Origin of the sequence: Tundrisphaera lichenicola (genome assembly GCF_051175385.1) — a bacterium.
Lineage (GTDB): Bacteria > Planctomycetota > Planctomycetia > Isosphaerales > Isosphaeraceae > Tundrisphaera > Tundrisphaera lichenicola.
The window spans coordinates 4670759-4690316 of record NZ_CP195106.1; the positions used below are offsets into that span (position 1 = coordinate 4670759).

A 19558-nucleotide genomic window follows, 5' to 3' on the forward strand; every position below is an offset into this window, starting at 1 on the left:
CCACCACGATCCGAGAACGTTCGCGGCCCATTTAGGACGAAGTGCTCAGCGTCGGAGCGTTGGCATGGAGGAGAAAATCTCCGCGATCCGATTTGCGACCGGGAGGTTCAAGCCCTGAGTTACGACGGCCGTCGAGAACCGGGACGGGCCCCGACGGGTCACGACCGCCGATCGGTTCCAGCAATGGGGGCAGGAGTTACGATCGGTCGAGCCGACGTTGGCGTATCGCTCGGGGTCCTTCACGAATCGTTGACGTTCCGCATCGTCCTTGAAGAGGAAAAGATGCCCGGCGTAGACGACACCCCATCGAGGGTCGCCCGGATGGAAGTCGCCTCGATCCACCTGACTGACCGGGCATCGACCGCTATTGGCGGGCGCGAAAGAGTCGGGCTTTGCCAGGAATGCAAGACGGGTCGCCTCGTCTGCGAACCGGAAAGTTCGACCGTGATGTTCGAGCGATAACTCGGGGCGACCCGGGACCAATTTCTGCTCTCGGAGCAGGCTGACCGGGCAATACCCCGCCAGGGCGACCGATTCGTCCTTCCCTGGCTTCTTCTTCCGAGACGCGATCTGCTCGGCGGTGCGCCCCTCGCGTCGGAGGAGCGCGGTGAGCGCCGCCTCGAAATGCTCGGGGTCGATATACCCTTCAAACTTGTCAATCACCTCGCCGTCAGGGCGGACGATCACCGTCGAAGGGAGCGAGGAAAGGCCCAGGCTCAAGGCCAATGACTCATGTTCATCGGAGCGAAGTTTGACCGGCACGAATCGCTCGACCGATTCGAGGATCACGGAAGGGTGGACAAAAGTAGATCGATCCATCCTGCGGCAATTGATGCACCAGGGGCCGGTAAATTGAATCCAGAGGAGTAGGTCTCGCGACTTGGCCTCGGCCTGCGCCTTGGCGAGGTCATCGCGCCAATTGATGTTGCGGACTTCATCGGCCGCGATGGAGCTATGTGTCAAGGGCGAGCCGAGTAGGCCGAGCGCCAGGAAGGCGCCCAAGCCGACCCGGATCCTCCGGGAAGCGAGGTTGAACATCGTGATACTCCGTCATTCGGCGGCTGGGATGGGTGGAACCAGTCGGGCGAGTCGCGGCAGCTTCGGAGTCGGCAAAACGCCCCATCCCTTGAGCGACCACACGCCGGGCGAGCGTGCGGGCCTGACCGTCGTCGGAGGATCTTCCTGAGCTGAAACTGATGGAATCATCGGATCGAATCAGGTGCCCCCTCAAGGAATTATCCAGGATTCTATCCCATGGGATGTCATCGCGTCACTTCATTCGAGTTATCCCTAACATCGCACACAATCAGGAGTTCCTGACCTGGTTGAGTCGATATTTTTTCCCGCCGGACCGTAGCGAATCATCGAATTCTAAGGTGGTCGCGGAAATCCTGCCGCTACCTTGCGAGTTTCGATCGCTCGTCGAATCGGGTTGAGATTTGTGAACGGAAATGGAAGTAAGGCAATGGTGAGTGAAAGCATCATTGTCTGCAAAGTAAAGCTTGAAGTGGATTGATTTCAAGTTAATAAAGCCGAAATTGGGGCATCCCAAATGCCGTTTCAGTAATTCGTGGATTGGCTCGGCCGATTCTAGTAATCAAAAATACGCATTTCGGATGGACCCTCGCGGAGTCCTGCCCAGACAAGTTCGGACAAAGGCCGAACAGGCCTGGTCCTTCCTCGTCGAATACGTCCTGTCGAACGTCGCGCTGGCCCCGATTTACATCCTCCCCTCAAGGAGGAACTCCATCGGGCAGGAAGTCGCAACGATCGGCATGATAAAATGCATTCGGTTTCACGTGATCGCATAAGCATCATAGAGGATGAACATGGCGATGGAGCAAGCGATTGCCGGGCGGCTTCCGTCCGCGAGTAGACGTGATCATCGAGTGGGAGCAAAACCACGGCGGAGATTCCGGCCGATCCTCGACCCGCTTGAAGGTCGGGCGTTGCTGGCGACCTGGGTCAACCAGGGGCCGGCGTCGATCCTCGGCGGGCAGAGCGAAGGAATCGTCGGGACGGGTTCCGCGGCAAATCCCGATAATCCGGTATCCGGGGCCGTGGAGGCCATCGCCGCCCAGCCGAATAACGCCGATATCGTGTACGCCGCCACGACGAACGGTGGCGTCTGGAAGACGACCAACGCGACCGCCGCGAGTCCCCACTGGACACCTCTGACGGATACTCAGATCACGCTCTCCAGCGGCGATATCGAATTCGATCCGTTAGATCCCACTTACCAGACGCTCTATGTCGGGACCGGGAGTTTCAGCAGTTCAGGTAACGACGGTACCCCCGGACGAGGCCTGCTGAAGACCACCGATGGCGGGGCAACCTGGACGAATCTCAATCCCGGGGGCATTTTCAATGGCCGTTACGTCAAGAGCGTGGTGCCGACCAAGCTCGATGGCGGGAACGTCCTCCTGGTCGGCACCTTCTATGATGGAGGAGGCGTCTATCGGAGCCCCGATGGCGGGACGACCTTCACTCGGCTCTCCGGAGCATCGACCTCGGGGCTTCCCGCCGCGGGCGTGAGCATCCTGGTGCCGGACCCCTTCAACGCCAATGTGTTCTATGCCGGGGTGCCCGGAGATGGGGTGTATCGGAGTGACGACGGGGGAGCCACCTGGACTCCGAAGGACGTTGGACTCGTCTCCCCGACGGTCTCCAACGACCGAGTCGAGCTCGCCCCCAGCCCGGCGCAGTCGGGGGTGCTCTTCGCGACCCTGATCAACAATGGAGTGCCGGTCGGCTTCTATCGGACGATCACCTCGGGAGATTCGTGGACCCCGATGGACCTGGCGGGGACCAATGATCCCGGGGGATTCGTCGGGACCAACCCCGGCGAGGAGGAAGGTGAGGAGGAAGTCCCGGGCGCCCAGGGTTTCTTGCATTTCGCCCTGCTGGCCGACCTGACCAACCCCTTTGTGGTGTTCGCTTCGGGCGACCGGCAACCCGACCAACTTCCCAGCTCGGTCGGAGCCCGGCAATATAGTGGCCGTGCCTTCCGCGGCGATGCCTCCCTTCCCTCGGGCCAGCAGTGGGAGCCGATCACCAATAACTTCGCCAACCCGGATGGCGTAGTCGGCGGGACCTCTCCGCATGCCGACTCTCGCGATATGGTGTTCGACGCCAACGGGAATATCCTCCAGGGGAATGACGGCGGAATTTACCGGCTGGTCAATCCGAGCGGGACGGCGTCCACTCGTCGGTGGGATTCGGCGATTGGCGACCTGCGGAACACCGAGTTCATCTCGACGGCCTACTCATCCGTGAGCCACACCGTGTTCGGTGGGGCGCAGGATGTCGGGACGTCTTTCCAGATTTCCACGGACAATTCCGTTCCCTGGGGCGAGCTACTCGGCGGCGATGGGGGGGTGGTCGGCGTCGACGATACTTCCAATCCCGGTTACTCGACCCGCTACACCAGCTTCCAGTTCTTCGGTTTCTTCAACCGATCGACCTGGGACGCGGATAATAATCTCCTCGACCTCCAGCCGGTCGGATTGGTCGTCAACGGGACGGGGGGCGCGACGCTCGGCCAGTTCGACCCGACGATCCAGTTCTACCAGCCGTTCAAGCTCAACGCGGTGGATCCGACCCGGGTGATCATCGGGACGGATTACGTTTACGAGTCCTCAAACCAGGGCGACAACCTCACCTTCCTCGGCTATTCAGGGACCGTGTACAGCCTGGCCTACGGAGGTCGATATCGGGGGGTGGCCAATCCGAATGCCCTCTACATCGGCTCGTATGACTTCTCGAGTGGGGCACCGCACCTGTACGTCCGGACGACGGGGGGATTTGCCGACGTCGAAGCGAGCTACAATGCCGCCGGGGGATTCCTCGCCCGAGATATCGTCCTGGACCCGCAGAATTATCGTCGAGCGTTCGCCGTGGATTACTTCGGCGGGATCTTCGCCACGTTCAACGCGGGTGCGTCCTGGGTGAACATCACGGGCAATCTAGCGGCGCTCGCACCTGGCGGCACGCCAGATCCGAGGTCGATTGCATTCATCGGCAACTCGCAAAACTACGATAGTGCCGTGATCGCCGTCGGTGGTTATGGAGGGGTATACGCCGTCAAGAGCCCGGGGCTGGCGGGTACCAACCCGACCTGGTTCAAGCTGGGCGACGGGATGAGCAACGCGCTGGTCAATAGCCTCCAGTACAATATCGCCGATGATGTCCTGGTCGCCGGCACACTGGGTCGGGGAAGTTGGACTCTGCAGCATCCCACCGGTGGGGTCACGGTTCCCTCAGCCACGGTGACGCAACTCGCCGTCTCGGTCAAATATCCCTCGAGCCGCGCGATTCCGATTCCTGTGACCTCTCTTTCCATCGCCTCGAGCGGGATCCGGGGCTTGCCTCCGATCGTGGCGCCCTCGTCGAAGTACGCCGTCAGTCGAGCCCTCATCCCGCTCGTCACGGTGGGCACGAACAAGGTCGGTATCCCGACTCCTCCACAGATGAAGGATGCGTCTCAGGTTTTGCTGGACTTCGTCGCTGCCGGCAAGAAGCGTTCCTCCTCGGGCTTCGCGGGCGTGACCAAAGGCTGAGGGCATTCTTGAAATCCTCCCGATCTCCGGGTCGTCCTACGGCCCGGGGGTGATCTCATCGAGCCCGATCGGCGAGGGCTGATTCGGTATGGATCGGGCCTCGCGATGAGTTGTTTTCCCATTCTAGTGAAATTATTGATTTCAGGAGACTTTCATGTACCGAATCTTGCCGCGGCGGGCTTTGCTCCGATTCATCGCTTCTTCTTCCCTGGTCCTCCTGTTCGGGTTCGCTTCGGCTCAGGCTGACTTCGTCACGATCGATTTTGATACGTTGCCGGTTGAGCCTCTAGCCCCGACGATCTTCAGCAACCCTCGGCAAGATCTGGCGATCGCCGGCCTGGCAACCGTCGAGGGGGGGACTCTCATCAGCACTCCGACCGGTCTCGCTTCCTTCGACCCCGGCGGTGGCCTGCGAAATGCTTACGGCACGCAGTCGGACACAAGTTTCGGATACGCTCAGAATCTGACGATCAACTTCGATCCGTCGAAACTCGTGACCCGGGTTACGGGGACCCTATTCAACGGCTTCACGGACCTGAATACGTATACCGTCTCCATCTTCGACGGGGCAAACTTGGTCGGCTCGACGGACCTTGTCGATCTCTCCGACACTTCGCTCCCCGACGGATTCGGCGTTTGGGACCTTTCGGCCTCCTCGATCACCCGACTGGTCATCACGCCCGACACCACCTTCAGCGGTGGTTCGTGGGACTATTTCATCGATAACGTGGGCGTGACCTTCACTACTGCCGTCCCCGAGCCTTCCAGTGTCTTCTCGATGGTCATCGGTCTGTCTTGCCTGGCGGGGATCGGTCGTCGAGTTTGCCTCCGGCTCTGATTTGTCCGGATCGTTCGAATCGAACACCGAGACCCCGGTCGAGAGCCTGTCGGCCCTCGCCGGGGTCTTTCATTCCTCCCAGTCCCCGGGCAATTAGCTTCCGAACGCAACTCAACGATGAGAGTTTCTGGATTTCCGGAGCGCGAGCGGTGCCGAGAGCAGTTCATTGACCAGGAAGGCTTCGCGGAGCCGGACGGGATCGTTCATCATCTTGCTGAGGGACGAAATCGTCGGGATCAGTGCCGTGGTCGTGGAGGGCAAGGACGGTGCATCGGCGAGGGTCGAGCCTGTTGAGGTCGCCATCGGTGCGATGGTCGTCAGGGGCGTCATCGCGACCGTGTTGGCGAGATGCTGATTGACGTTCTGGGATACCCCTCCGAGCTTCGGACGAGAAGGCGGGGCCTCAGACTTACGCGCCGGGACCGTGGCCTGTCGGACCCGGCCTTGTCGGCGAGGTCCGGTGATCTGGGCAGGACGAGCCTGACCGGGTCGGGGATTACGGGCCGGGTCGGGTTGGATAATCAGGATATCATCGTCGCCGATCGGGACCCGACGAACTCCCGAGTTTGGGCCAGCTCCTGCGGGAGCCCAGCGCATGGTCGGATCGGCCGGTCGGGGTCCCCCTGGTGGAGGCCCACTCGGATTTCGGGTCGGGAAGGCCTTCGACTCGCGATTGAAGAGCGAGGTGAGTGCCCAGATCGCGAGGAAGGTGAGCGGGACGATGGCCCGGATCAACTGGTCCCAGTTATTATTCATGGTCAAGCCTCGGCCGTTTCCCGATGGAGAGGGACACTCAGGAATTGACCGGCTCTCGACGAGCATTGGTCGTGCTGGTACCGGCGATCGAGGACCTCATCTCGGTGTCGGCCTGGATGTTCCGGAGATTGTAATAGTCGGTCACGCCCAGGTTGCCCTTGCGGAATGCCTCGGCGATGGCCAGGGGGATTTCGGCCTCGGAGGCGATCACCTTGGCTCGATTCTCCTGGACGCCGGCCAGGAACTCCTGCTCCATCGCGACGGCGAAGGCCCGACGTTCCTCGGCCTTGGCCCGAGCAACCCTCGTATCGGCCTCGGCCTGAGCGGCCTGGAGATTGGCTCCGATATTGTCGCCCACGTCGATATCGGCGATGTCGATCGAGAGGATCTCGAACGCCGTCCCGGCGTCCAGCCCCTTCTCCAGGACTCGCTTGGAGATCGAATCGGGGTTTTCCAGGACGAGGTTGTGCGACTCGGCCGAGCCGATGGTCGTGACGATACCCTCGCCCACGCGGGCGATAATGGTTTCCTCGGTCGCACCGCCGACCAGTCGATCGATGTTGGTCCGGACCGTCACGCGGGCTTTCACCTTGAGCTGGATGCCGTTCTTGGCAATTCCGTCGATGGTCTGACGCCCCTTGGTCGGGTCGGGACAGTCGATCACCTTGGGATTGACGCTGGTCTGGACCGCATCCAGCACATTCCGCCCGGCCAGGTCGATGGCGGCCGCCCGCTTGTACGAGAGAGGGATATCCGCGCGGTTGGCGGCGATCAGGGCCCTGACGACGTTGGGGACATTGCCGCCGGCCAGGTAGTGGGCTTCCAGGCTCCTGGTGGTGACGCCGTCCTTCTCGCTCAGTCCGGCCTGCACGGCCATGATCTTGGACCGGACGATGATATTCGGATTCACCTTTCGGAGAGACATTCCGACCAGCTCCACCAAGGTGACTTTCGCCTCGGAGAACTTGGCCTGGATCCAGAGATTGAAGTACTTCGCCATCACAAGGGCGAGGATCAATACGACGAAGGCGATGAAGGCGATGGTCGCCAGCATCACGTATCCCCATCCGCCGGGGTTGGGGGCTTGAGCGAAGATCGGGTTGAACATGGGATATCTCTCGGGTGGTCGAAAGTCCGGCCGTCTTCGATCAGAACACCTGGTTGCTCTATACGCCCGGATCGCGGACGGGGAGGCCCCCGCCTTGCTGAGCGGCTGGCCCCATAATCAACGAGTTCCCTCTATCTTAGGGCAATGTCCGACGCGAAGCGAGGGAGCGCCGACAGCCCGTGAGATCAGCCTTCAGCTTCATCGGAAATCGAAGCTTGAGGAGCCTCGCGGACGATTAGCCGGCCCGATCGGACTTGAATGGCAAGGACTGTCGAACCGGTCGGGATCAGGCCCTGTTCCGCAAGACCTTCGAGACGCCTACCCTCGAATTCGACCTTGCCGGACGGACGGAGTGGAGTCACGGCCAGACCGGGGCATCCGATCAATCGACCAAGATCGCGGGCATCGCGATCCAGTTCCGAATCCTCGTCCAGGGGTGGCCGCCTCATCAGGCTCGAGAAGGCCCAGAGGGAAATGGCCAGAATCGAAGGGACGAGGACCGCCTCTGCCACGAGGAATTGATGGCCTAGCTCGGCCGATCGCGAATACGCGGCATAGAGGCAGAAGCCGAGCAGGCCGGATGCGGGCAGGATCAGCAGACCCGCCGTCGGGAGGAACACCTCGGCGACCAGTAGTAAAAGGCCGATGACCAGGACGATCACGCAGATTGTCGTCGAGATCATGGAAGTTGGAGCCTCGCCGTCGTTCGCGGTCCTTCCGAGTTCAGGCCACCGGCTTGACGATCACCTTCATCCCCTGGACATCGACGACCTCGATCAAGGTATCCCGCTCGATGTAATAGCCGTCGGCCAGGACCTCGACCAGGAGATTCCCGAACCGGGCCTTTCCGGTGGGCCTAAGGACGGTGGTCGACCGCCCGGTCTCCCCCATCAAGAAAGCCAGGGATTCATAAGCCTCGGTCGTCGGAGGCTTGACCATCGGATCGTCGAGTTCGGAACCGTTATAGGTTTCGGGCTTGAGGACCATCCGGTTGAATATCGGCAGCGAGGGGATGTATTTGCCCACGAGGGCCGCCCCGACCCCGACCCCGACCATCACGGCGACGACCTGGAAGAGAGTGCCGGCCATCTGGCGATATTCATATTCCTGGGTCGGCCAGATGAAGGTGTGACTGGCCATCACAATGCTGGTAACGACCAGGGTGAATCCACTGAGCCCGAACACGCCGAAGCCTGGGAAGACGAACAATTCCAGACCCAGGCAGATCAGCCCGACCAGAAAGAGGAGGATCTCCAGCTGGTCGGCCGTACCGCTCAGATAACGGCTCCAGAAGAAGAGGAGGAAAGCCAGGGCCGAGATCACCGCCGGCAGTCCGACACCCGGCATCTTGATCTCGAGGATCAGCATGAATACTCCGACGAACAGGATCACCCAGCTCACGAATGGATCGTTCAGGGTGGTGACCAGGCCATCAACCCAGGTAGGGCCATCCACCCGGATCGTCTTGCCCCTGAGTCCGTAAAGTGCCTTGAAACCTTCGACATCCTCCACCTCTTCTCCCAGGCCGAATGTCCCGGCCTCGCCCGATCGGACGACCAGGACCTCGCCGGGTTCCTTGACCGTGGATGGGTTCAGGTAGCGTATCGGGTCGGCCGAAGCTTCGGCTTCCAGGACGAGGACCGCGGCGCCACTCCGAGAATCGGTGGCCTGGACGATCCGGGCATTGCTATCGACCATGGCGTGGGCCACGGCGGACGGGTGGCCTTTCTGAGTCGCCAGCCCCTCCGCTCGCTTGGTCAAGCTATCGATCTGGCCCTCGGTCAGATCCTGGACCTGATCATTCCGCCCGGTGATCAATTGCCGGACGCCCCCCATCTGGCTCCCTCGCCGGAAGACAATCTCGTCGCAAGCCAGGGCGATCAGGGCCGAGACCCCCGTGGCCCGGTCATCGACAAACGCGATCGTCTTCATGTCCTGGATGTCGGCGATCAAGGTCGCCACGTTATTGGCCGAGGTATTCAGTCCGCCCTGGCTATTGATCTGGAAGAAGACGAGATTCACGCCTTCCCGACGGGCCTGCTCGACCCTCCTGCGGAGATAAGCCTCCTTGATCGGATCGATCCGGCCATCGATCTGGATCCAGACAGGCCGGGGTTCCTGAAGTAGGGTCGGGTCATCGGCCAGGGCCCGGGTCCCAAGATGATAGACGTTGGCAATCTCGGCGCGGTTGTCGGCGGTCAGCTTGGAGAAGCCTTCTTCGCGGGCCCGCCGAGCCGTTATTTCCCCGCGACTCCCACCTTCCCAGGCATCCTTTATGTCCTGATCGGCAACCTGGTTGGTCTTGAGAAACTCCGGGAGCGATTCGGGGAGAACATAATGCACCTGGCGGTCGGCAGTTTGGACGACCTTGAGATCGGCATTGGTGTCGAGCAGCCCGGCATAGAGGTCCGGATCGCGCCCCTTCCGGCGGGCGAGCAGGCGGATTGGCTCTCGGTAGTCCGCCTTGACCTCTTGGCCCTTCGGCGTGATCGGTCCAATCGAGGCGTTCGGACCCATCACGATTTCATCGCAGGCCAGGGCGGGCAGGACCGCATAGCCCTGGAGCGGCTCGGGGACGTACGCGACCGTTAATCTGGCCCCGGCCAACTCGGTCGAGAGGTAGTTGGCCAGTTCGAACGAGGTTCCGAATCCGCTGGAGCCGGGAAGACTTCGGCCGGGCCGGATCTCGAAGATGAGTATGGGACGGGCGGTTTTCTGGGCGATCGATCGGGCGATGATCTGCTTGGTGGCGAGTTTAATCCGCTCGAAAGCGTCGCTATCGATTGGCTCCTCGATCAGGAAGAACTGACCGGGGTTGGGCTCGGGCACGACCTGGGCAGTAGCGGTTGAAATAGTTACGAAGCCGAGGCCCGCTATCAAAGTCGAGGCCGCAATGAGCAATCGCGCGGGATTCGATCCGATCAGCATTAGATGGACTCCCTCCGACGATCAGCCGGTGTCTCCGCGAGGCCGAGGTCGACAAGATCGACCCGGGCGGAGGGTTCAAGGCGGCCGGCCGTGGCAAGGCCCCGGAGGGCGGTGCCGGGGGTCGGGCAGAGGACGGCTTGTTCCGTCGGGAGCCGTCCCCGCTCGACGATTATAAGCCCGCCCCAGACCTCCGTCAAACTGAGGGAGATCGGGCGGGCGTGGCCGTCTTGAAGGCGTCTGTAGGAGGGAGCTTCGACTATCGAGGGGCAATGCCCGGTCGCATGGCCGGCTGCCGGACTCGCTGAGCCGGCTGGGCCTGTCCCTGAGCGGCCCGGCCGGGGGTGGCACCGGCCTTGGGGGCCGGGCTCTGGGCTTTCTGGCCGTCGCCGCCGGGGTTGTTGATCACTTTCCAACCCGCAAATCGCGCCGCCGCGAACAAGGCGGGATCGATCTTCTCGTTGGCCTTGACCCGCCCGATGATGAAGTTCTGCTCCTCTTTCTCGCCGACCGGGATCAGCCGGAGCTTGTTCGGGAAGAAGCGCTTCTTGTCCAGCCAGAGGTAGGCCGTCTTGAAGCTCTGCTGGTCGATCTCTTCCTTCGGCTTGATCTCGATCAAATATTCCTTCGCGTCCTGCCCCATCAGGACCAGACGGTACCGAGCCTTGACCTCGGAGGCTTTCATGTTGAACAGGAAGGGGAGCGGGCCTTGCTGGAGGGCTTTCTGTCGGACTTGCTTATCCAGCGGGAATACGTAGACCACTTTCTCGTCATACTGATATTGAAGGACATCCGTCCCGGTGCAAACGATCCGCTCCTCGGGGTGTGCCTCCAGCTTCAAGGGTTGCACGGGCTTGCCTTCCGCGTCGACCACGTACTTCTTGAATTCCAGGCAGGCCAGATCCGGACTCTGGAGAAGGGCCTGGCCCCGGTAATAGTCGTCACGCCAGGCCGGGCCCAGCTTGTCGATCCGGTCGAACACCACGTCGAGCGAGGTGATCTTCTTGCTCTGATTTTCCCAGTTGACGAGCAGAGCGTTCAGATCCCGCTGGGCCTGCAAGGCCTTCTGGGCAGGGTCGTCCTCGGCCTGCTGGGCCTTGACGACCTGATTGTCGACCGGTGCTGGAACTGGCGCGGTCGACTGGTTCGGGGCGGGAGCCACGGCTTGCCCAGTCGCGGTCCCGGCAACCCAGCTTCCGATCGCGAGTGTTATTGTCGAGATGATGAGCGTTCGCACGGGCGTTTTCCTCCTTGATTGCGCCGAAATCCTGGGCCGCTCCACCCGAACCCGAGGGGGCGATCCGGCCATCGCTCGGGACATTACCAAACAAGATTCAAGTCGACCACCCCAGCCGGTCGAAGGGGGGAACTCGGATTCCAGGGTTCTTGATGTCGGATGTACACCTGTCCGTGAAATCGCGAACAAGTCGCCTTCTCTTACTCCACCTCACGATGACGAGACCGCTCGGACATCACAGGCCCGAGTTTTCTTTTCTCGGAAATCGAGACGGATGATGTCCCGATCTGGCAACCAACCACGTAGTATGGATGAGTGCTTGGTGCGACGTGTAATTCTTGTGTCTTGTGCGAAATTAACTCCTGTTCCGACTGCACGAGAGCGAGGCCGGAGTCGCCCGCGTTCGTGGCATTTCGATAAGAAAAACTGAGGTCCGGTGGGAGACCCGTGTTTCGCCTTGATTCCCATTAAAGTGCTGCATAACGAGGGGAAAGCAGAATCACGGAGGTCGGTTTTGAGTCCGGAACGACATTTGCATCCTGAACCGGATGTGCTCGAGCGGTGTCTAGATCCGATGAGATAACTAATCGGTCCTGGTCAATTCGAGAGGCATTTCCCATGCGATCGAAGCCCCAGCCCCCTCGCGAAGCCGCTCCCCCCGAATGGGCCCTCCCGTTGATTGCCTCGGGGCCTCGGGGCCCAAGACGCATGGATTGACGGCGGTTCTCGGTCGATCGACAATACGGTAATGCCTGGGGCCGCGTACGCGGCTCTTCGGTTTGCCCCGGATCGTCGAGGCCCGAGGATGGATGTCTTTGATCGGCCACGGCTCCGCCCCTTGTCGGCCCGACGGGTCGATAAGTTCGGTGAGTCTTTCGTGGTCCTTGAAGACCCGATGGATCTGGCTCCCGGCCCGATCTCGATTCCGCTGGACTGCTATCTGCGATTCATTCGTCGATTCGATGGCAGTTCGAATCTCGACGAGATCGCCTCGCGTGTTTACCGAGAAACCGGCCAGAGAACCTCGACTCAGGATTTACTCGGTCTGGTCGAAAGCCTCGATCGGGCGATGCTGCTGGACGGTCCGAACTTCGCCGCTTACCGTCGGACGTATGCCGAGCAAGTCGTTCGCTTCTCCGCGCACGACGGCCACTCTTACGCTGCCGATCCCGCAACACTTCGAGCCCAGCTGACCCGGATCTTCCAACACCCGGACGCGGCGGGCCTCCCTTCTCAGCGGGTCGAGGACGGGCCGGGTCGGCTTCGGGGTATCCTCTGCCCGCATATCGACTTCGGACGAGGAGGATCAGTCTATACCTGGGCTTATCGCGAGCTGATCGAGCGCTCGGGAGCCGATATCTTCGTGATTCTCGGAGTGGCCCATCAGCCCTGCCGCCATCGTTTTGCCCTGACTCGCAAGGATTTCCAGACGCCTCTGGGACTGGTCCCGACCAACCGTGAGTTGGTTGATCGAATCGCCGAAACGGCCGGATCGCACTTCTTCGAGGATGAGTTGGCCCATCGGACCGAGCATTCGATCGAGTTCCAGGCCGTCTTCCTTCGTTTCCTGCTGGGTGATCGTCGAGACTTCACGATCGTGCCGATCCTGGTCGGCTCGTTCCACGACCTGATGGAGTCGGGGTCCGAGCCGATGGACGACCCCGAGGTGGCCAGGATGATCGAGGCCCTCCGCCTGGTCGGGGCGTCACCGGCTCGAAGAGTCGTATTCGTCGGCGCGATCGACCTGTGCCACGTCGGACCCGAGTTCGGAGACCGTGGACCAGTCGATGATTCGACCCTCGCGAGCGTCGAGAGCTTCGATCGAATGATGCTCGATCATGCCACACGGCTCGATGCACCCGGCTGGTTTCGCAAGGCGGCCGCGATCGGCAATCGTTGGCGGGTCTGCGGTCTGGCCGCAACTTACACGATGCTCCAGGCGATCGGGCCCTGCCGAGGGAGATTTCTCCGCTACGAGCAGTCGATCGACCCCGCCCGAACCTGTTGCGTCAGCTTCGCCAGTGTGGCCTATGACGACGAGGTCTGATCGCTTGTCCGCTTCCATCGATTTCCGAGCCGAGGTGGCCGAATACGACCGTCAAGCGGTGGTCGGGATTCTCGACGGATCGAGGCATCGGATGACCTATCGGACCCTCGGTCAGGGTCGCCCATTGATCCTGGTCCCTGGCCTCGCCTCGACCTATCACGCTTATGCTCCCACGCTCAACCGACTTTCCCGACGATTCCAGACCGTGCAGTTCGATTATCCGGGCGATCAACCGGACGATCAGGCCCAACTCGGTCGGATCACCCACGACGATCTCGTGGACGATCTATTCGCGCTGGCCGACCACCTGGAGATGAGGCGTCCTTCGTTGTTCGGCCTCTCCTTCGGCTCGACTATCGTCCTGAAAGCCTTACATCGACAGGGGCGACGGTTCTCGCGGGCCGCTCTCCAGGGAGGATTTGCCCGGAGGCCGCTCGGACTGATGGAGCGTGTCGCGCTAGCCCTGGGGCGACGGATCCCCGGGACGACCTCGACCCTTCCGTTCCATTCCTTCAGCCTGGCCCGGAAGACTCGCTCCACCTTCCCGGACGATCGGCCCGAGCTCTGGGATGTCTACATCGAGCAGAATGGGCTGACCCCGATCGTCGGGCTCGTGCATCGGCTCGACCTGCTCCGGGAGCTTGACCTTCGGCCGATGCTCGGCGAGATCTCGACCCGGATCTTGTTGATCCATGGATCGGCGGACAGGATCGTACCAACATCGCATTTCGACGAACTTCGGAAGGGTCTCCGACATTCGACCGGCATCATGATGCCCGGCGTCGGCCATCAGCCGCACTACACCCACCCGGAGGAATTGGCCGAGATGGTGGGCGATTTCCTCGCGTTCGGTCGAGCAAACAAGACGTGACGTGGCCGGCATGTCGCCGTTAGAATGGTTCCATTGATTCGGAGATGATCTGGGCAAGGGAATCCATCGTGGGCGAATCTGGCGGCAAGCTGGTCATTGTGGGGATCGGCGACGACGGGATGGCCGGCTTGACCGAGCCGGCTCGGAGGATCGTCCAGGAGGCGGACTTGATCCTCGGAGCCCCCTCGACACTTTCGTTGGTGGAGGGGGCGGTGGGACGCAAGGTCCCGCTGGACCCCGAGATGCCCGAGGCGCTCCGGCAGGTTCGCGCGGCCCTGAATTCGGCCCGGCCCGTCCTGGTCAGCGGCGGAGATCCCCTCTTCTACGGGGTGGCTCGCTACCTCTGCGACCGGCTCGGGAAAGAGCAATTCGAGGTCATCCCTCACGTCAGCAGCATGCAACTGGCGTTCGCTCGGGTGAAGGAAAGCTGGGATGACGCCTATCTCACCAGCCTGGCGGGCCGCCCCTTCGAAGCGATCGTCGACCGGGTCCGGACCGCCGAGAAGGTCGGGCTCTTCTCCAGCGACGAACATCCCCCATCGCGGATCTTCCGCGACCTGCTCGATCGAGGGATCGACTACTTCAAGGCCTACGTCTGCGAGAACCTCGGGTCGCCCGACGAGCGCGTGACCCAGGGAGAGATGTCCGACCTGGCCGGGCTCGATTTCGACCCGCTGAACGTCCTGATCCTGGTCCGGAAACCCGACCGGCCCGATCGGGCCAAGGGGGCCGGACGCTACCGGCTTTTCGGCAATCCGGATTATCTGTTCGCCCAGAGTCAGCCGAAGCGAGGATTGATCACCCAGGCCGAGGTCCGTTCGATCGCGCTGGCCCAGCTTGATATCCGACCGACGAGCGTGGTCTGGGATATCGGTGCCGGGTCGGGATCGGTGGCCATAGAGGCGGCGCAACTCGCCAGTCAGGGAATGGTTTACGCCGTGGAGCCCGAGGCGGGCGATCTGGCCCTGATCCAGTCCAATGCGGAGGCGTTCGGAGTTCCCAATGTCCGGCCGATTGCTGGTCGGGCTCCCGAGATCCTCGCCAACTTGCCCGACCCCGATGCGGTGTTCGTGGGGGGGACCGGCCGACAGGTGGACACCGTCCTGACAGCGGCGTTCGAGCGGCTTGGCCCGGGAGGACGGCTCGCGGTGAACGTCGTGACGATCGACGGCCTGGCCACGGCCCAGAAGACACTCAAGGCGCTGGCCGGAGAGGTGCAAATCTGGAATGTCTCGGTCTCGCGAGCGATCGAGCAGATGGATCGAGTCCGGTTCGAAGCGGTGAACCCCACCTTTCTCCTGGCCGTCACCAAGGGCACGGAAGGCGGCGACTGATTTTCCCGGCGGGCAGATCGAACCGAGTCCGTCGGCCTCGATCGAATCCCCAACTCGGCCTGTTGATCTGCCGGGGCCGAGCTATACTATGAAACTGGGCCAGGGATATCGGTCGATTCGGCGAGAGGAAGATCATGGTCGAGGAGGGCGATATCGAGCTCGACGTGATCGCAGTCGGGGCGCATCCCGATGATGTCGAGATCGCTTGCGGTGGGACCTTGGCCAAATTGGTCCGTCAAGGATACAAAGTCGGAATCGTTGACCTGACCGATGGCGAGCCGACCCCGCTTTCGCCCGGCCCTGACGTTCGGTTGGAGGAGGCCCGGCGGGCGGGAGAGGCCCTGGGCGTGCATGTCCGGATCAATCTGAACCTGCCCAATCGACGACTTTTCGATGATTTCGAATCACGAGTGGCGCTCGCCAAGGTCTTCCGTCGTCATCGGCCGAAGATCGTCCTGGGATGGGGGGGGAAGACGATCCTGGCATCGCCCGATCACTACCAGTCGATGCTGATCACCGACGCGGCCGTCTTCTACAGCAGGCTGACCAAGTGGGACGAATATTTCGACGGCCTTCCGGTTCATACCGTCTCCGCCCAGTTCGCGTTTCATATCGGCCTTCATTCCTTGGAGACGCCCGAATCGGCCGGGACGATCATCGTCGATATCGGCGAGACCCTGGCCGCGAAAGTCGAGTCGGTCCGCTGCTATTCGACCCAGTTCCCGGCCAAGAAGGCGGGGATTTTTAGCGCAATTGAGACGATGAACCGGTATCACGGACTTACGGCGGGTTTCGAGGCGGGCGAGTTGTTCATGACTTACCGATCCATCGGCGTGATGGATCTGATGCGTTGGGCATGCCCTGGACAACCACGACCATGAGCGACCACGACGGCCCCGGTGGGCAGTCCCACGGCGAGACCCGGCCGGCCGTCCTCGGGGGAAGGCAGCCCAACCAGGCCTCGTTGCCGGCCGATCGTGAGCGAGGTGCTCAGGGGGCGATGAGGCCCCGAGGTCCTGCGGTTGCAGAAAAGGCGGGCGAAGTGGCGACTCAATCGTCCTGGCGAAACTTCTGGGGGAGCCTCTGGCGGGGGCTCATCGGCCAGACCGAGAAATCCGAGACGTCGTCGCCCGTGACGGGAGACTCGTCGACCGGAGCCGCCGCCTCCCAAGGTTCCACGAGACTCAAGGTGGGCGTGGTCTCGACCGTCGGCAACTATCGAGAACACAACGAAGACAACTTCTACCTCCCATCCCTGGGGGGCAAGACGATGGGGGGCGGCATCGGCCATCGTGACGCTAGCCTGGAAGTTCCCATCGATGCCGGGTCGCAGAATATCTTCGTGGTCGCCGATGGGATGGGAGGCCAGCTCGCCGGCGAGAAGGCCAGCCAGATGGCGGTCGACATCATCCCGAATGAGATCTCGCGGAGGATTGGACCAGGCGACGCCGAAGATCGCGATGTCCAGCGCGCGATCAAGGAGGCTGTGGCCGCCGCCAACCAGGAGATTCTCGGCCTCTCGGTCATCCAGACCGAATTCAACAACATGGGGACGACCGTCGTCCTCATGCTCTTCCGAGGCAACCGCGTCCATGTCGCGGGGATCGGCGACTCGAGAGTCTATCGGGTCCGGGGCGGCCAGATCGAGCAACTGACCAAGGACCATTCGCTCGCCCAGGCGCTCCTGGAAGCCGGGACCATCACCGCCGAAGAATTGCCCCACCATAAGTTTAACCATGTCTTATACCTGTACCTCGGGAGCAAGGACGCCCGGAGCGGGCCCGAAGAAGTCCAGTCGACCGAAGTTCTCAGAGGAGATCGGTTTCTCCTCGCGTCCGACGGATTGACGGGCGTGGTCACCGACTCCCAGATCGCCGAGGTCATCACCCGGACCGACGACCCGCAAGTTGCCGCCCGTACATTGATGCAGCAGGCCCTGGATAATCACTCCAAAGACAATGTCACCTGCCTGGTCATCCACGTCGTCTGAATGTAAGGTCGGTCGCCCCGTGCCGACTCGATACGGCCTCGGTAAACCTATCACCACACGGGTCCCGCGATTTATCCGTAGATGGTGTTGATGGAACGTCGAGCGGGAAGGTCCCGGGGTCCGGTGGCCCATCCCGCCGAAGACTGAGGCTCGCGGGAATGGCTCGGCTTGACCAATTTGTCGCGAACCTGGCCCGGAGCGGGCTGGTCTCACCCGCCGCGGTCGAGCGGGCTCGAAGCCAGCTCTCCGACGGTCCCGACTCCGATGCGGCCGCTCGGATGGCCCGGCTCCTGATCCAGCAGGGTCAACTTACCTCGTATCAGGCCAAGAAGATCCTGAGTGGGGCAACTCGGGGTTTCGTCCTGGCCGATTATCGGATCCTCCGGCCACTAGGCGAAGGGGGGATGGGCAAGGTCTATCTCGCTGCCAATCAAAAAGACGGCCTCCGTGTCGCGATCAAGGTGTTGCCCCCGAGCAAGGCTTCCGATAACGAGCAATCCCTCTCTCGATTTCGGCGAGAGATGGAATTATCGAGGCGCGTCCAGCACCCGAACCTGGCCCGGACCCTCGACGTTGGGCAGGCGGGCGACGTTCATTTCATGGTCCTGGAATACGTCCCCGGCGAGACCCTCTATCAACTCGTCAAGCATCCCAGGGGCGGGCCTCTCCGGGTCCCCGACGCCGCGCGATTCTTCCTCAAGGTGGTCGATGGCCTGGAGGCGGCCCACAACGCGGGGCTGGTCCATCGAGACATCAAGCCCTCGAACCTGATGGTGACGCCCGAGGGAGATGCCCGCGTCCTCGATCTCGGCCTGGCCCGGTCCACCGACGAGGTCAGCCCCCTGACCGGACATAACACCGTCCTGGGGACCCTGGACTACGCCAGCCCCGAACAACTTGGGAATGCCTCGCAGGCAGATCGAAGGAGTGATCTGTACAGCCTGGGATGCACCCTCTATTTTGCCCTCTCGGGCCGCCCCCCGTTCGAGGGTGGCGATGTCGTGAACAAGATTTTCAAGCAGAGGATGGACGATCCCGAACCGCTCGAACGGGTGGCTCGCGGAGTACCCTCGGCGTTCGCGGCGATCGTCCGGAAACTGATGGCCAAACAGCCCGAGGATCGATACCAGGACGCCGGTGAGTTGAGAGCCGACCTGGCTAGATGGGCCGATCCGGCGGTCGTACATTCGATCCTGGGCTCCGAGGCCGATGCGGCCCGAGCTTTCCGACCTCCTCCACCCGTCCTCGACGATGACGATCTCCGGCTCCTGGGGGATGACGAAGGGACCTCGCTCCGCGACCTCGGTTCCGCCGAGGCCGAGGCCGCCCCGATGCATCGACCTCCCCCGCCCCCTCGACCGGCCGTCGTCGTTCCGCGGTACCCATCGCGGGCCGCCTCGCAGCCCCTGGACGAAACCGCCTGGCTGATCCGATTCGTCGCCGGAGCCCTGGTTCTTGGTGCTCTCGTGATTGTGCTCATCGCTATTTTAATGTGGCGATCGTGATTTGGTCTGCAAATTGCACAAGGATTGTGCGTGATTGAATCAAAACCTCTGGGGTTACGCGGGAGGGTCGATGAATACCAACGGAGTCGCCTCGCTAATGGGTGGGTTCATGGCCAAATCGGCCGCCATGTCGTCCGATGGCGTCGTCGAGATAGGCTTGTTATTGCCCAGTAATCGGGCAGACGCATTGATGAAGCTTGCCAAGGAACGTCAGGAAACCGTGGGGCAAATCCTGCGGAAATTGATCGATCGTGAGCTGACCGAGCCGGCTTGAGCTTACGACTCGTCCCGCCCTTCGAACTCCATTTACCTACCCTCCCAAACATCTGTTCAGATTACCTCTTGCGGAATACTCCCTTCAATTGCAAAAATGACATCCTCTTTCACC

The 19558-nt window shown here is 61.8% G+C and carries 15 protein-coding genes; 9 read left to right on the plus strand and 6 right to left on the minus strand.

The window, feature by feature from the left end; genetic code table 11:
* Nucleotides 1-45: 45 nt before the first annotated feature.
* A complete protein-coding gene (locus P12x_RS18375) occupies nt 46-1038 on the minus strand; it encodes a thioredoxin family protein (protein ID WP_435005954.1) in 993 nt (330 codons plus the stop codon).
* A gap of 911 nt (nt 1039-1949) precedes the next feature.
* On the opposite strand from P12x_RS18375, the gene P12x_RS18380 reads away from it, so the two are divergent.
* A complete protein-coding gene (locus P12x_RS18380) occupies nt 1950-4559 on the plus strand; it encodes a WD40/YVTN/BNR-like repeat-containing protein (protein ID WP_435005956.1) in 2610 nt (869 codons plus the stop codon).
* Nucleotides 4560-4713: 154 nt separating this feature from the next.
* Nucleotides 4714-5397 carry a PEP-CTERM sorting domain-containing protein gene (locus tag P12x_RS18385; protein ID WP_435005958.1) on the plus strand — a complete coding sequence of 228 codons (684 nt, stop codon included), beginning with the start codon at nt 4714-4716 and terminating at the stop codon, nt 5395-5397.
* Nucleotides 5398-5508: 111 nt separating this feature from the next.
* Here the strand turns inward: P12x_RS18385 and P12x_RS18390 are convergent, their stop codons facing one another.
* The 5 genes from P12x_RS18390 to P12x_RS18410 form a co-directional block, all read right to left on the minus strand.
* Nucleotides 5509-6153 (minus strand): hypothetical protein, encoded by a 645-nt coding sequence (locus P12x_RS18390; protein WP_435005960.1) that lies wholly within the window; start codon nt 6151-6153, stop codon nt 5509-5511.
* Between the two features lie 37 nt (nt 6154-6190).
* A complete protein-coding gene (floA, locus tag P12x_RS18395) occupies nt 6191-7261 on the minus strand; it encodes a flotillin-like protein FloA (protein ID WP_435005962.1) in 1071 nt (356 codons plus the stop codon).
* 185 nt (nt 7262-7446) lie between these two features.
* Entirely contained in the window at nt 7447-7944 is a 498-nt protein-coding gene (locus P12x_RS18400) for an NfeD family protein (protein ID WP_435005964.1), read from the minus strand.
* Between the two features lie 40 nt (nt 7945-7984).
* Nucleotides 7985-10189, minus strand: a complete 2205-nt coding sequence (locus tag P12x_RS18405) for an NfeD family protein (protein WP_435005965.1) — start codon at nt 10187-10189, stop codon at nt 7985-7987.
* Nucleotides 10190-10445: 256 nt separating this feature from the next.
* Nucleotides 10446-11423, minus strand: coding sequence for an outer-membrane lipoprotein carrier protein LolA (locus tag P12x_RS18410; RefSeq protein ID WP_435005967.1), 978 nt, complete (start codon nt 11421-11423; stop codon nt 10446-10448).
* An 805-nt stretch (nt 11424-12228) separates the two neighbouring features.
* On the opposite strand from P12x_RS18410, the gene amrB reads away from it, so the two are divergent.
* From amrB to P12x_RS18445, 7 genes are all read left to right on the plus strand, one after another.
* Entirely contained in the window at nt 12229-13470 is a 1242-nt protein-coding gene (amrB, locus tag P12x_RS18415; RefSeq protein WP_435005969.1) for an AmmeMemoRadiSam system protein B, read from the plus strand.
* Between the two features lie 4 nt (nt 13471-13474).
* Nucleotides 13475-14341 carry an alpha/beta fold hydrolase gene (locus P12x_RS18420; RefSeq protein ID WP_435005972.1) on the plus strand — a complete coding sequence of 289 codons (867 nt, stop codon included), beginning with the start codon at nt 13475-13477 and terminating at the stop codon, nt 14339-14341.
* A 68-nt stretch (nt 14342-14409) separates the two neighbouring features.
* Nucleotides 14410-15675: a precorrin-6y C5,15-methyltransferase (decarboxylating) subunit CbiE gene (gene cbiE / locus P12x_RS18425; RefSeq protein ID WP_435005974.1), complete on the plus strand. Its 1266-nt coding sequence runs from the start codon at nt 14410-14412 to the stop codon at nt 15673-15675.
* 134 nt (nt 15676-15809) lie between these two features.
* Nucleotides 15810-16556 (plus strand): PIG-L family deacetylase, encoded by a 747-nt coding sequence (locus tag P12x_RS18430; RefSeq protein WP_435005976.1) that lies wholly within the window; start codon nt 15810-15812, stop codon nt 16554-16556.
* The gene (locus tag P12x_RS18435; RefSeq protein ID WP_435005978.1) at nt 16553-17665 is read left to right on the plus strand and encodes a PP2C family protein-serine/threonine phosphatase; all 1113 of its coding nucleotides are present in this window, start codon (nt 16553-16555) and stop codon (nt 17663-17665) included. The genes P12x_RS18430 and P12x_RS18435 overlap by 4 nt, the downstream gene beginning before the upstream one ends.
* 158 nt (nt 17666-17823) lie before the next feature.
* The gene (locus tag P12x_RS18440; protein ID WP_435005980.1) at nt 17824-19170 is read left to right on the plus strand and encodes a serine/threonine-protein kinase; all 1347 of its coding nucleotides are present in this window, start codon (nt 17824-17826) and stop codon (nt 19168-19170) included.
* A 70-nt stretch (nt 19171-19240) separates the two neighbouring features.
* Complete coding sequence (locus P12x_RS18445) at nt 19241-19444, plus strand: hypothetical protein (protein WP_435005982.1); 204 nt, start codon at nt 19241-19243, stop codon at nt 19442-19444.
* The last annotated feature ends 114 nt before the right edge of the window (nt 19445-19558 follow it).